Here is a 13,632-nt window from a genome sequence, read left to right as displayed (position 1 = left end):
TCGCACCTAGTTCAGCAGTCTGGGGTTGGCGCTGAGGACGGCAGCCCGTCACTCTCGGTTGCCTCCAGCTGTTGAAGTACCTTCACCGCAGAGCGTCTGAGGTTCTCGCCGGCCAGCGTCAGAGCGGTCGTTCGGCGCCCTTGGCCGTCTCGGTCGACGAGTTGGAATTCAGTCGCCTTCTCCAAATGGCCGATGATGACGCCAAGAATGGCATGAGTAGTCCCGAGTTCCCTGGCCGCCTCAGTCAGGCTGCCGTAGCTAGCGAGCGCGACAGATCTTTCGACTCGCTGCCGGCCGTAGCGACCAGTGAATGCTTGCCACACCCCCGATGTATAGTCACCTGGATTTCCGTAAGTAGCGAGCAGATGCTTCGCTTCGGACCTTGACCTGAGGGGGATACCGAACGCAACAGCCTGGCGGTGGATGGTATTTGGACTCACCTTCATTTCGTCGGCAATATCCGAAATAGACCGTTGCTTGACCAGATACTCATGTCGAAACCAGGAAGGATCAATCTCGCGAGAGTACTGCCGCCCAGGATGATTAACCGACACCCCTTCAATCTTGCACAATCTCCTGATGACGCCTCTGCTGTAGCCGAAGGTTTCGGAGATCTCCCGTAACCTGGCACCACTTGCGTAGCTCCTCCTGATCTGATCTGCGCTTGGTAGGTCCGACAAGGGAAACTTTGACCGATGCGGACGACTGGAAGTGTCTGGAACGGGATGCAGATCCACGAATACCCGAACATGTTCAATGCTGGTTCCATACTCTCGCGCAAGCGTCCTGGCCGGCGAGCCATTTCGGACCCGCTCCCAGAGAGGCTCATGAGGGAGCGAAGAGATTTCCGGCCCGGGAAGCTCATTTCCCGTCATCCATGAGGCAGGGGGCTCCCATTGAAGTGGCTCATGGATGCCAGCTGCGTCGAGATGTCGCTGAGCCTGTTCTTGGAGATGGACTGCATAGGGCTCCGGGAGTTGGAGAACCAGACGTCCATAAGGTCCCTGCAGGCTCACATCAAGCCTGGAGGGTGGCTGCAGATACCTCGGATGAGTCCCGGTTAGAAGTTCGATCATCCGGAGACGGCAACCGTGCTGTCGTCCAACGCCCGCAGCGAGACCAGTGCGTTCCCGACCTCATCACGTGACGTCGGCACCCTCCGAGCTGGAGCACAGCCCGGACCGATCGTCTGGACACCCACAAGGTCCCCTCTCCGTAGAAGCTCTGGGAACTTCCACGGCAGGAGAACTGCACCACAAGGACCGTGTCCATGCGACGGTTGAACTCGGTCCACCAAGTCGAGTGGCAGCAGTCCACCGAGGTTTCAGACTGCTGAACTACCTGACATTGCTGATGTACCGCTGAGATAGGGGCTCGATCGCTGAACTAAGAACTCCTAACGAAATGATCTTCGATACGGTCGGATGGCTCCGCGACCAAGGATCTGGGCGTAGCAACACGAAATCGTCCCCCATCACCCGCTCCGCGTGGCGTCGCAACGGCACCGTGGCCGGATGATCGGACATTATCGTGATCAGCGGTTTGCAAGGCAGTGGGCCGGCCCAGCGCTGGCCCGGGCCGTCACAGGAAGAACCGCTCCGGGCGGAAGCCCGCAAGCATCTCATCTCTCTTCCCGCTCAGGATCTCCGCGGCGAGCAGCCCGCCGATGACCGGCCCGAGCGTGATCCCGCTGTGGGTAACGGCCTCGTAGTATCCCGGCATAGACGGTACGGCTCCCACCGAGGGGAATCCGTCGGCTGGGATGGGCCGGTTGGATACCCGTGTCTGGGTGATGCGGGAGTTGCCGAGCTCGGGAACGACGCATCGCGCCGATTCGTGGAGTAGCCGCGCGAGTTCCGCTGGATCTTCGCCGGTGTCGATGAGTGCGTCGATCTCGCGGCTGTGGAGAGCCACCGAAGCGTCTCCGTCAGGACGGATCTCAATGTGAGGCGCATGCATGGGGCGGTGAACCGGGACCTGAGCACACTCGATCCGCGTGACAGCGCCGGGTTCCCAGCGCATCGGCAGATGCCGTCCGACGAGCCCGGCGACGTGGGAGGCGCTGGGGCCCGCTGCGTTCACGACGACGTCGACGTCCAGATGGCTCCCATCGGACAGAATGACTGTCCGAATGGCCCCGTCGGCACGGGTACCGATGTCACGGACCGCAGTGCCGAATCGGTGCTCGGCGCCGGCTGCGACAGCCAGGTCGACCAGGCGGCCGACGAGATGACGTCCGTGCACCCAGGCTTCGTCGGGATAGAACACGACCGGAACCTCATCGGGCACGGCGAGAGCAGGTTCGAGGCGGCGGCGTACCTCGGCCCCCGTGCGCACCTCGACCCGGTAGTCCCAGCTGGTCAGCAGCTCGGCTGTTTCCAGGAGCTTCGCCTCCGCCGCCGGATCGTCTGCCCAGCGCAGGTGGCCGCGGGGATACCACCACGAGTCCGGCCCGATGGTTCTGGCGAGCTCTTGGTAAGCCGCCATGCTCGCGACGTTCAGGTCGAAGTAGGACTTGCGCACAGTCTTGTTGCTGGCGTTGACCCACGAGAAAGACCAGTTGGTGACGCCTTCGCCCGGCTGACCCGCGTCGATGAACACCACCTTGACGCCGTGCCGAGTCAGGTTCCAGCCCACACTGGATCCGAGGATGCCCACTCCAATGACAGCAACACGTTCAGGCCGCTTCATGGATCCGATCCGCACGAACACCCCCTCCCCAGATCACGGGCATTGCAAACTCCCACCGCCAGCACGCGGCGCCCGACGGAACCCACTACGTGAGGCTGACCTTGTGGAACATCCTGTCTTACCCCCAGGAAGCCCGCGTGCTGAACCTGCTGGACGTGCTTCCCGACGGCTTCATCCCACTGTCGAGGGTGACCTCACGCAAAGATGGGGAGGCAAGCCAGCCAGCTCCTTGACCGTGCTTCTCGGTCAGGTAACGAGGCGATCCGGCACGGCACACGCGAGCAGCTGGCCGGAGCGATCGTCGCGGATGCCGAACGCCTGCTCGCCGGTCCCTGGCCGCCGCTGGACTGATCTTCCAGAGAGTCGGGGTTCGGACTGCTGAACTACCCAACATTGCTGATGTACTGCTGAGATACGAGCTCGATAGCTGAACTACATCGGGCCCCTACAAACGTCTTCGCGCCGGGTATTCCCTTGCTGGCGCGTTTGGTGCTGGTGGCGAGAGCGGCGGGGCGGAGGGTGCCTGGGCCGTAGCGGGCGCGGGCACGGTCGGTGACCGCCTCGATGGCCAGAGCGCGGTCGTCGCCGGGACCGAGGGTGAGCTGCTGGGTGGCCTCGCCGGCCGGGCGGAGGTCCTGTGCGCGGAGGCTGATGCTGCGGACCCGGGCGCGCTGCAAGGCGAGCAGGTCGTACAGCCCGTACGCGGAGGTGGCGATGGCCCGGGTGTGGGCGGTGGCTTCGGTGAGGGTGCGGCTGCGGGTGCTGGAGCTGCGGTCGGCGTAGCGCACGGACAGGGCCAGGCCGCCGGCGGCCTGCCGCCGGTCGCGGAGGCGGGCGGCGACTTCCTCGGCGAGGGAAAGCAGGGCTCGACGGTGTTCGCCCGGGTCCAGCACGTCATGCTCGAAGGCCCGCTCCGCGCCCAGCGACTTCGCGAGCGGCTGGGTCTGGACGGTGCGCGGGTCCTGGCCGTGGGCGTGGGCGTGCAGGGCGCGGCCGGCGGCGGCGCCGAAGAGGCGGATGAGGGTGGGCAGGGGGGTATCGGCGAGGTCGCCGATGGTGTGCAGGCCGTAGGTGCGCAGCTTGCCCGCGGTTGCCGGACCGACGCCGTGGAGCGATGCCACCGGGCGCGGACGCAGCCACCGTTCGGTGTCCGCCGTTTCGATCACGGTGGTCATGCCGGGCGGGGTGGCCGCGGCTGCCATGGTGGCGAGCATGCGGTTGGGGGCGACGGCGCAGGTCGTCTGCACGCCGTGCAGGGCCAGGGTGCGTAGCCGCAGGAGCGCGGCGACGTCGGCGGGGTCGCGGTCCCAGTAGCGCAGTGCCCCGGTGATGTCGAGGTGTGCGGCGTCCGGCGCGAGCGCCTGGACGCGGGGGGTGATCCCTTCCGCGAGGTCCAGGAGCTGGGCGTACAGGTCGGTGTCGCCGGGGTGGGGGAGGTGGAAGTGGGCGTGGAGAATGCGGCGTTGGTCCATGGTGCTCACCCCGGACTTCCGGGGCTGCTGTACCCGAGGCTCTTGAGGACGGCGGCGCGGCTGCCGGCGGGCTGGAGATCGGCGTACGGATGGAGTTTCGCGCCCGTGGTCCCGTTCGCCAGGGTTCGCGCGGGCGCGCCGCTCTGCGCGGGCGTGGGGGCGAGCCGGTCCTGGCCGAGGAGGGTGAGGACGGCTTCGGGTCCGTGGTCGCGGCGGGCGGCGGCGAGTTCTTCCAAGTCCCAGACCATCTGTCCGACGACGGTGCGGCGCGGGCCGCGGGCTTCGACGGTGCCCCGTACGAGCAGCAGGGCGGAGTGGAAGACGGTGTGGGCTACGGCATCGTGGCTGTCCTCGAAGAACGCGATGTCGACCAGCCCGGCGCCGTCTTCCAGGGTCACGAAGATGACGCGCTTGCCCGAGGGGATCGGCGGGGTCTGCGTGGAGGCGCGGACGCCCGCGACCAAGACCTTCTGCCCGGGGTACATGGTCTTGAGGTGGGCGGCGTCGGTGGCACCGATCTCCCGCAGCAGCCGGTGGTGGTGGGTCATCAGGTGCTGGGACACGTCGATGGACAGCACGCTGATCTCCGCGTTCAGGGCCTCGCGGCTGGTCATCTCCGGCAGCCCGGAGGGGGCGGCGGTGACGAGTTCTCCGCCGAGGGGGAGCTGGCCGTCGGCGGGCCGGGCGCGGGTGTGGGCGTGGAGCTCGGCAGCCTGCAGGAGGAGGTCGCGGCGGGTGAGCCGGCCGCGCAGTCCGTCGAGGGCGCCGATCTGGATGAGGCGCTCGGCGATCGGAAGGGCCGGCCGGGCGCGCTGCCAGAAGTCCTGGAGGCCGTTGTAGGGCTGCCCGGCCGCGATCCGGGCAACCTGGTCCTTGCTGATCCCCTTCACCGACGACAGCGACAGCCGCACCCCCCACACCCCCGCGCCGGTCTCCTCGATCCGGTAGTCGGCGGCGGAGCGGTTCACGTCGACCTGGAGAACGGGCACGCCATGGCGGCGGGCGTCGGAGACGATGACCCGGGCGGGCCACATGCCCGGGTCGTGCTCCAGCAGCCCCGCGTACAGGGCGGCCGGATGGTGGGCCTTGAGCCAGGCGGACTGGAGGGCGGGGACGGCGAAGGCGACCGCGTGCGCGCGGCAGAACCCGTACGCCCCGAAGCCCTTGATGATCTCCCACACCTCGTCCAGGACCGCGGGCGCGTAGCCGCGGCCGGCGGCCTCCCGCTTGAACCAGCCCTCCACTTGGGGCAGGCGCTCCTTATCCGCGAGCGCGCGCCTGGCGATCTCGGCGAGCGCCCGGTCGCAGCCGGTCAACACGGAAAACATGTCGATGATCTGCTCATGCCATTTACCGAGCACGTCATTCATGACTGGTACGGCTGCTTAGGTGATCTTTTCTATCCTTACGTAGTCATTTACCGATCGGCGTAAGGCTCTTCGGCACCCTCTTCGTCACGTGGTGTGTGAGAGGAGGTGTTGGTGCGAAGCGTGATGGTTCTGGGGGACCTGCGGGTTCAGGCGTTGAAGCGGGCTGGTGGTGGCCGGTCGTACACGATCGTGTGGCCGGACGGGTCGGTGGACGAGGAGTCCGACAGCTTCTTGCGGACGTACGAGGGCAGGGGCACTCAGAAGACGTACGCGTACTACTTGGTTGATCATCTGCGGTGGCGGGTGCGCGAGGGCCTGGTCACGGAGTCGGTGTCGCTGCTGGACCTGCACCGGTATCTGGGGGCGGTGGGAGCCCGGGTGCCGATGCCCTGGGGGTAGCCGTGGCGGTTGCCGCCGAAGCGCCCGTACAGCTCGTCCGCTCTTGAGGTGCTGGCGTCGTGCCTAAAGGGCTTCTACCTGCACCAATGCGCTCTTCGGGGAGTGAACAGCGAACTGAAGGCAGCGCTGGATGTGCGGCGGCTGCCGACCCAGGTGGACCGGGACCGCACGCTGCTGGGCCACGTGATGACGTCGATGCCGGCCAACCCTCTGTCGCCGCGGCGGCCCGCGCGGCGGCGGCACCCGAAGATGCTGCCGGAGGGCACACGGGGAGACCTGCTGCCTGTGGTGAACACCGCCCGCGACGAGATGGTGGTGACCTGGCTGTCCGACACCAGCATGCGGATCGGCGGCCTGACAGGGCTTCACCTGGTGGATCTGCATCTGCGGCCCGATGCTCGCTGCGGCGAGTGCAAGAGCCCGCACGTCCATGTCTGCCACCGGTGGGGAAACGCGAACCAGGCGGCCGCGAAGATCAAGCCGGACTGGCAGCTGATCGACGGCGTCATCACCGGCGGGGAGATCTACCGCGCCAGCCCGGCGATGGTCAGCAGCTGCGTCCTCCACCAGGCCCGTCACACCCTGGCCACCAATCTCCTGCGCAACGGGGCGGACCTCACCCACGTCAAGCGCTACCTCGGCCACGTCTCCAACACCATGGCCGAGCACTACGTCCACCTTGCGAACACCGACCCGAAACTCAACGACGCCCTCAACGCCGTCTGGGTCGGCGGCCCCGGCTCATCCGAACCCGGGATTCTGCTCTCCGGCGGCGAACCAATGACCCGTGAGGAAGCCGAGGCCTTGGCCATCGATCTCACCCGCAGGTCCACCCCGGCCGAGGGCGGCTTCTGCACCTTCCAGCCCGTCGTCAACGGGGACGCCTGCCCCTGGAACCTGGACTGCCACAACTGCGACAAATTTGTCCTCTCCGGCGCCGACCTCCTCTACTGGCATCGCAAACGCGAGCAATGGCGCATGCTCGCCGAACGCGCCCCCGACGACGCCACCCGCGACTACCTCCACGACGTCTTCGAGCCCACCGCCCGCGCGATCGACGGGCTGGAGAAAGCCCTCGCAGCCGTCGGCCTCCTCGATGAGGCCCTCGCTCTCGACCTCCGCCGGCCGCAGGACTACTTCGGACACGTCTGGGCCACCGCGTTCCGGGCCCAGGAACTCGCGCGCCGCGAGAGCCATGACGAAATCGATGACGAGTACGAAACCGACACAGACCAAGACGAGGAGACACCATGAACTCCCGCGAACGCCAACAGCTGGCGGCAGACCTTCTGGCCGCCCCGACATCCCTCACCGGGACCCAGGCTCGCCTCGGCCACGTCCCCACCACGGCCACCGAGCAATACGCCCGGAGCGCGAGCGCTGGAGGTGGAGCCTTCACCGAGGCCGTCAGCGCCATTGAGCCAGCCCATGATGAGCCGGTTGGCGAGGACGATCAGAAACCGTGACCTCCGGCCCCACATCGACTGCGGCCGCCATCGCCGCCCGCCGCCGGCAGACCGAACAGAAGCTCACGGCAGTCGAGAAGGCCATTGGACAGCTCCGGCGCGAACGCGGCCGCCTGACCGTCCGGGCGATCGCCGAGCGGGCCGGGGTGTCGGCCACCTTCCTCTACGAGAACACCGACGCCCGGACCCTGGTGAAGAACGCGGTCGCCGACAGCCACAGCCGCCACGACCGCTATGGCCAGACCGAGCACGAGCGAATCGAAGCAACCTGGCGCGAGCGGGCGCTCAACGCCGAGGCCGAGCTCACCCGCACCCAGAAGGAGATCTTCGCTCAGCGGCAGCGGATCGGTGAGCTCATGGGCCACATCCGCGACTTCGACCAGATGGTCCCCGGCGAGTCCGTCCAAGCCCTCACCGTCGAGAACACCACCCTCAAGCGACGAGTCCAGCAGCTGGCCCAGGAACACCGGGCGCTGCAGGAACGGCTCGAGGGCGCTCGGTCCAACCTGCGCTTCGCCGAGAGGCGCATCGCCGACCTCGAAGCGCGCGTCCTCGAGGAGGGTCGCACATGATTTCCCCCCAGGCCGTTACGCCGGTATTCGGACAAGCTTGAGGAAGTCGTGCCGAATTTTCGCGGACCTACATAGCCTCGCTTTGCCGCGCGGCGTGGGCCTGCGCGGCGGGAAGGACTTTCGTGACTAGCTTCATGCGTTACGGAGAGCTTGAGATCGCCGTAACGTCCAGTTACCAGCAGGTATGGCATGACACCGGGTCAGGAGCTAGCAAGGACGGGAAGTTCTTCGGCCCAGGGTCTATGGCTCAGGTATTTCAGGGCTGGAGGGTGCTGGCCCACGTCGGACACAGGAGCCATACCGACCTCTCAGGCAAGAGGGCGGCGATCCTGGCGCGGGAGGTCAACCCGTCCAGTGCCCTCCTCCGGGAGCCGGTGGACTACCAGCCGGTCGCGAAGTGCACGGCGGGCGGCGTCGTGGTCCTCGGGACTGCCTGGCGGCCGGTCCCGCCGCCGGGCTACGTATCGCTCGGCGACATCATCACGCCCGGCACCCAGAAGCCGGGCCTGGGCCCCTGGACTCCCTACTGCGTCCGCAAAGACGCGGTGGGCAACCGCAGCTACGTCCGGGAGGCCGAGATCGGCGACGTGATCTGGGACGACCGCGGCTCCGGGGCGAAAACCGACATCGCGCTGTGGGCGATCAAGACCCCGGGATACCCGGCGGACAGCACTGAACGGCTCCTGCTGGGAGTGGACGGGTTCGTCGCGAACAACGCCTACTCCAAGCCGTCCCGCTCCGTCTATGTCCTCGATCTCCCGCCGATCATCAGCAAGCAGTATCCGCCCGCGGCGCCGGTGCTCACCTCGCACCAGATGCCCGAGCCGAGGGAGACCCTGAAGGTCACGGACCGGGCCGTGCTGGTCCCCTGCACGCTGGTCGCTGACCCCAGCAAGACCGCCTCCTGGCAGGTCTCGAACTCGCCGTTCTACACGCTGGAGCGACGGGTGAACTTCTACTGCCAGATGCACTACGACAACTCGCAAGGCAACTCGGAACAGGAGCCCACCGACTCGGTGACCACCGGGGTGAGCAAGGAGAAGAGCGAGGAGTTCAGCAAGCGCACCAGCGTCACCGTCACCGCCTCGGCCGGCATCGAGATCAAGGCGTTCTCGGCCTCCCTCGACGTGAGCGTGACCACCGAACTCGGCTACTCCAGCCGCTACGGTGTTACCCAGTTCGAAGAGCGCACCCAGACCTGGCCCTTGAAGGTGCCGCCTCGCCACTCGGCCGCCCTATGGTCCCCCCGCCACGAGATCATCGCGCTCCGCAACGACGGTGACCCCGTCGGAGGTCAGGGCGGCCTGTCATTCGACGTGGACTCACGCATCTACACCCAGCACCCTCTGCCCCCGGACGAGGAAGAGCCCCAGTCCCTGTCCAAGGCCATCATCGCCGGCGACCCCCAGCCCTTCGGCGAACCTCAGTCCCAAGTCCCCGGATACACCGGCTGACCACCCCGCACACCGGACGACGACCAGAACTTCCATAGCCAGCCGCAGGGGCCGCACGACACCAGGCCACCGACAAAGAGCCCGCCAGCTACTCGGCGGGCTCTTTGTCGGTACGGTGCCTGCCACTCCAGCGTCCCGGACACAACCGCGACGCCTTACCCCAGGTCAACACCGAAACGGACACATCAAAGACTGGAAAAGTGCCAGATCGTCACGCCGTACGTCGAGGCGAGCACTGGCACGAGGTCCGGGTGGGGGTAGCGGGGGGCGGCGCCGTGGCGGGCGGCGATGTAGAGCGCGGGCATGCCGCCCTTCACCGGGCCCGGCCGAAACAACGAGATGTCGGCGATGACGTCCTGGACGTCGCGCGGCTGGAGCCGGCCCACGAGGTCCTGCTGACCGGGAGACTCCAGCTGGAACATCCCCACCGTGTCGGACGCCCTGATCAAGTCGAAGGCGCCCGGGTCGCCGAGGGGGACGTGGTCCGGATTGTCGAGGTCGATCTGCCGGCCTGTCGTCCGCTGGACCTCTTTGACGGCGTGGGCCATCGCGGACTGCATCCGCACCCCGAGCACATCAAGCTTGAGCAGCCCGAGGTCCTCGACGTCCTCCTTGTCGGCCTGGACCATCGGGTACCCGCCCGGGGTCGGCTGGATCGGCAGCCGGGCCAGCAACGTCGCGTTGGAGAGGATCACCCCGCAGGGGTGCATCGCGATCCCCCGCGGCAGCGCGTCCAGGCCCTCGGCCAGCTCCCACAGCGGCCCGAACGAGGCGGCCTCCGCCGCGAGCTGCTTCAACTCCGGCAGCTCGGCGAGCGCGCCACGGATATCGCAGGCCCGAATATGCGGGAACGACTTCGCGATCCGGTCGATCACCTGCGGCGCGATCCCCAGCGCGAGTCCTGTGTCCCTGAGGGCATGCCGGGCCCGGTAGGTTTCCGGCATGCCCGTCACCGCGACCCGGTCGGTGCCGAAACGCTCGATGATCCGGTCGTAGACCTCCAGCCGGCGCGCGGACTCCACATCCACGTCGATGTCCGGCAGCGAGCGGCGCCGCACCGACAGGAAGCGCTCGAAGAGCAGATCGTGGTCGAGCGGGTTCGCCGTGGCTACGAAAAGGCTGTGGTTGACCATCGACCCGGCGCCCGACCCCCGGGCCGCGACCCGGATCCCCATCGCGCGGACATCCGCGACGACCTGGGCGACAGCCAGGAAGTACGCCTCGTACTCCAGCTTCCCGATCACCCCGAGCTCGTACTCCAGCTGCTCGACCGCCCGCCGGTCCCGGTCCAGACCGCGCGCGAACATGCCCGCCTCGCACCGCTGCCGCAGCAGCCGCATCGCCCCATCCGGCCCCGCCTCGGCGCCGACGACCTCGGGCTCGGGGAAGTGCGCCCGCCCCAGACCCAGATCGGCCACCGGATCCAGCACGCACTCCTCCCCGACCCGCACCGTCTCCTCCAGCAGTGCGGCCGCGCGCCCCGGACCGGTCCCGGACGCCTGCGCGATCCGCTCCGCATCGGCCCGCATCGTGGCAGGGTCCTTCAGCCAGCGCTCCCCGCAGTCCAGCCTCCGCCGGTCGATCGGCCGCAGCAGCCGCCCCGCATCCAGCACGTCCGCGACCCGGTGCTGGCCGGGGTCGGCGTACCGCACCGCGTTCGTCAGCACCGCGGGAACCCCGAGCTGATCGGCGAGACCGAGCGTGCGCGCGGCCAGCCGCAGCGAACCCGGCCCCGTACCGGGCACACCCCAGCACACCGTCTCCAGCCGCAGGTTCGCACCGACCAGCTCCCGCCAGGGCGCGAGCAGTTGCTCGGCCAGGTCCGGCCGCCCCACCGACAGGGCGCGTACCGGCTCGGAAACCGGCCCGAGCACGACCAACAGCTCCGCGTCCGCGTACTGCCCGAGCGTCTCCCAGGACGCCACCGGCGGACCGTCCCCGGCACCCGCGTGCGAGGCCGACACCAGCCGGCACAACCGCGCCCACCCCGCGGCGCTCCGCGCCAGCAGGGTGACCCGCAGCGGCGGCTCCAGCACGTGCGCGCCACCGCGCACCGGCGTACGCGGCCCTTCTGTGGAGCCGGGGCGGGGCGGGGTGTGGGGTGCCACGGCGACGTCGACGCCAAATACGGGCCGGATCCCGGCGGCGACTGCGGCCTTCGCGAAGCGCACCACGCCGGTCACCGTGTCCCGGTCGGTCAGCGCCAGTACCCCGATCCCGCGTTCGGCGGCCCGTTGAACCAGGTCACGGGGGTGGGAGGCGCCGTAGCGGGCCGAGTAACCGCTCGCCACGTGGAGGTGAACGCCGTAACGCATGCCCACCTCCTACGGACGAACAGTTTCGGTCGACATGGCCGGAACTTCTCCCTCCACGGTATCGAACTAAAATCGAACAGCGCGAATCCGTTACTCCGAAGTAGGGATGCGATCACCGGGCGGAAGTCGTCAGCTGGAAAGACGAGGCGTCCCGGAGGAGGTGGCGATCATGGCTCGTCCCGTATGGGCCGGAAACCTGTCATTCGGGCTGGTCAGCCTGCCTGTAGGCCTCTACACAGCCGCCGACAGCCACACCATCCACTTCCACCAGCTCCAGCGCGGCACCGCCGACCGGATCCGCAACCGGCGGGTCAACGAGCGCACCGGCGACGAGGTCGAGCTAAGCGACATCGTCAAGGGCTACGACACGGGTGGCGAGTACGTCCTGGTCGAGCCGAAGGAACTGGACGAGATCGCTCCGGGCCGCTCCCGGTCGCTGGAGATCGCAGGATTCGTCGACCTCGCCGAGGTGAACCCGATCTTCTTCGACAAGACGTACTACCTCGGCCCGCGCGGCGCCGAATACGGCAAGGTCTACAGCCTGCTGGAGCAGGCCCTCGCGAAGGCCGGCAAAGCCGGGATCGCCACGTTCGTCATGCGCCAGCACGAGTACCTGGTCGCCCTCAAGGCCGAGAACGGCATCCTCACCCTCCACACCCTCCACTGGGCGGATGAGCTCCGAGACCCGAAGAAGGAGATCGACAACCTTCCCGGCAGGGCCAGGGCCTCGGACAAGGAGCTGAAAATGGCCGAGCAGCTCATCGACGCCCTGAGCATGACCTGGGACCCCGGAGAGTTCCATGACACGTTCCAGGAGAAGGTCGCCGCTCTGATCCAGGCCAAGCAGTCCGGCGGAAGCGTCGAGAAGGCCGAGGCGCCCGCGGAGCCGACCGGGGTGGTTGACCTCATGGAAGCTCTGCGCGCCAGCGTCGAGCGAGCCGGAAGTCCCAAAGCGACCAGTGGCAAGGCCACCGCATCCGGGAAGACCAAGGCCGCCGTGAAGCCGGCGGCGAAAAAGCGGATCCGCTCCGCAACGAAGAGGGATCTGAGCGGCCTCTCGAAGGCCGACCTCTACAAGGAGGCAGCCGCGGCGAACCTCCCCGGCCGCTCCCAGATGAACCGCCACGACCTGGTGAAGGCGCTGACCTCCGCCCGGCGGTGAACACCCAGCATGCCGCCGGCTCAGGGGGTATTCGCGAAGGTATACATGGGTGCATACTCGAAGGCATGGCAGACACCACCGTGAAGGTCGACTCCGAAACCCGAGACCGCTTCGCCGCCGTCGCCGCCGCCCACGGCAAGAGCGTGCGCGCCTACCTGGCCGAACTGGCCATCGAGGAGGAGAACCAACTCGCCCTCGGCCGGGCCACCTCCGTCTTCCGCGAGGTAGTTGGCCGACCCGGTATCGCCGAGGCCTTCGACACCGAGTTCGGCGGACTCCCCGCCCCCGTGAGCACGCACCGGGCGGCCTGACCCTTGGAACTGCACATCGACATCCGGTGGCTCCTGGATCGGCAGGAAGAACTCCTCGGCAAGGAGCTGGGAGTCCTGGACTACTCAGGCCTGGTCGCCGCGGTCGCCCGCCACCGCGTGAACACCCCCGCCCTGGCTACCGACGCACCTGACGCCTACTGGCGAGCCGCAGCCCTTCTGGAGCAGATCGTCCTCCTGCGCCCCCTACCGGCCCGCAACGAATACTTCGGCTATGGCGTCGCCATCGCCTACATCCGGGCCTCCGGCAAGACCGTGGACGACACCTTCGAACCCTGGCGCGACCTCATCAACGACATCCGCGCCCTCCGCCTGAACGTCTACGACATCGCAGACCGCCTGCGCTCGCTGCGCCCCGCGTCCTGATCACAGCTTCAGCAACCAGGCGCGAGGCTTAGCCGA

At 67.8% G+C, this 13,632-nt stretch carries 11 protein-coding genes and 2 pseudogenes; 8 read left to right on the top strand and 5 right to left on the bottom strand.

Annotated features, from left to right (window positions below; translation table 11 throughout):
* Positions 1-11: 11 nt before the first annotated feature.
* From ACZ5D2_RS25690 to ACZ5D2_RS25675, 4 genes and pseudogenes are all read right to left on the bottom strand, one after another.
* Entirely contained in the window at positions 12-446 is a 435-nt protein-coding gene (locus ACZ5D2_RS25690; RefSeq protein ID WP_468932487.1) for a LysR family transcriptional regulator, read from the bottom strand.
* A gap of 1,135 nt (positions 447-1,581) precedes the next feature.
* Positions 1,582-2,706: an NAD(P)/FAD-dependent oxidoreductase gene (locus tag ACZ5D2_RS25685; RefSeq protein ID WP_468932312.1), complete on the bottom strand. Its 1,125-nt coding sequence runs from the start codon at positions 2,704-2,706 to the stop codon at positions 1,582-1,584.
* Positions 2,707-3,074: 368 nt separating this feature from the next.
* Complete coding sequence (locus tag ACZ5D2_RS25680) at positions 3,075-4,163, bottom strand: DNA polymerase Y family protein (protein ID WP_468932310.1); 1,089 nt, start codon at positions 4,161-4,163, stop codon at positions 3,075-3,077.
* A 5-nt stretch (positions 4,164-4,168) separates the two neighbouring features.
* A pseudogene (locus ACZ5D2_RS25675) lies at positions 4,169-5,512 on the bottom strand (helix-hairpin-helix domain-containing protein); the annotation flags it as partial.
* Between the two features lie 132 nt (positions 5,513-5,644).
* Between ACZ5D2_RS25675 and ACZ5D2_RS25670 the strand changes: the two are divergent.
* The 5 genes from ACZ5D2_RS25670 (at position 5,645) to ACZ5D2_RS25650 (ending at position 9,424) form a co-directional block, all read left to right on the top strand.
* Entirely contained in the window at positions 5,645-5,932 is a 288-nt protein-coding gene (locus tag ACZ5D2_RS25670; protein WP_468932307.1) for a hypothetical protein, read from the top strand.
* Positions 5,933-6,034: 102 nt separating this feature from the next.
* Complete coding sequence (locus tag ACZ5D2_RS25665; RefSeq protein ID WP_468932304.1) at positions 6,035-7,186, top strand: tyrosine-type recombinase/integrase; 1,152 nt, start codon at positions 6,035-6,037, stop codon at positions 7,184-7,186.
* Positions 7,183-7,398, top strand: coding sequence for a hypothetical protein (locus ACZ5D2_RS25660; protein WP_359932727.1), 216 nt, complete (start codon positions 7,183-7,185; stop codon positions 7,396-7,398). Before ACZ5D2_RS25665 ends, ACZ5D2_RS25660 begins: the two co-directional genes overlap by 4 nt.
* A complete protein-coding gene (locus ACZ5D2_RS25655; RefSeq protein ID WP_359932724.1) occupies positions 7,395-7,970 on the top strand; it encodes a DUF6262 family protein in 576 nt (191 codons plus the stop codon). The genes ACZ5D2_RS25660 and ACZ5D2_RS25655 overlap by 4 nt, the downstream gene beginning before the upstream one ends.
* Before the next feature lie 71 nt (positions 7,971-8,041).
* Positions 8,042-9,424 (top strand): Vps62-related protein, encoded by a 1,383-nt coding sequence (locus ACZ5D2_RS25650; RefSeq protein WP_468932484.1) that lies wholly within the window; start codon positions 8,042-8,044, stop codon positions 9,422-9,424.
* Positions 9,425-9,624: 200 nt separating this feature from the next.
* Here ACZ5D2_RS25650 and ACZ5D2_RS25645 read toward each other — a convergent pair.
* Positions 9,625-11,739 (bottom strand): annotated as a pseudogene (locus tag ACZ5D2_RS25645) (PHP domain-containing protein); the annotation flags it as partial.
* A 169-nt stretch (positions 11,740-11,908) separates the two neighbouring features.
* Here ACZ5D2_RS25645 and ku point away from each other — a divergent pair.
* The 3 genes from ku (at position 11,909) to ACZ5D2_RS25630 (ending at position 13,596) form a co-directional block, all read left to right on the top strand.
* Complete coding sequence (ku, locus tag ACZ5D2_RS25640) at positions 11,909-12,901, top strand: non-homologous end joining protein Ku (protein WP_468932300.1); 993 nt, start codon at positions 11,909-11,911, stop codon at positions 12,899-12,901.
* A gap of 65 nt (positions 12,902-12,966) precedes the next feature.
* Complete coding sequence (locus ACZ5D2_RS25635; RefSeq protein ID WP_388099855.1) at positions 12,967-13,212, top strand: antitoxin MazE7; 246 nt, start codon at positions 12,967-12,969, stop codon at positions 13,210-13,212.
* 3 nt (positions 13,213-13,215) lie between these two features.
* Complete coding sequence (locus tag ACZ5D2_RS25630; protein ID WP_388099854.1) at positions 13,216-13,596, top strand: toxin Doc; 381 nt, start codon at positions 13,216-13,218, stop codon at positions 13,594-13,596.
* Positions 13,597-13,632 lie beyond the last annotated feature (36 nt).

It is taken from the genome of Streptomyces sp. NPDC031479 (genome assembly GCF_055581065.1).
This window is presented reverse-complemented; position numbering and strand designations above follow the sequence as displayed.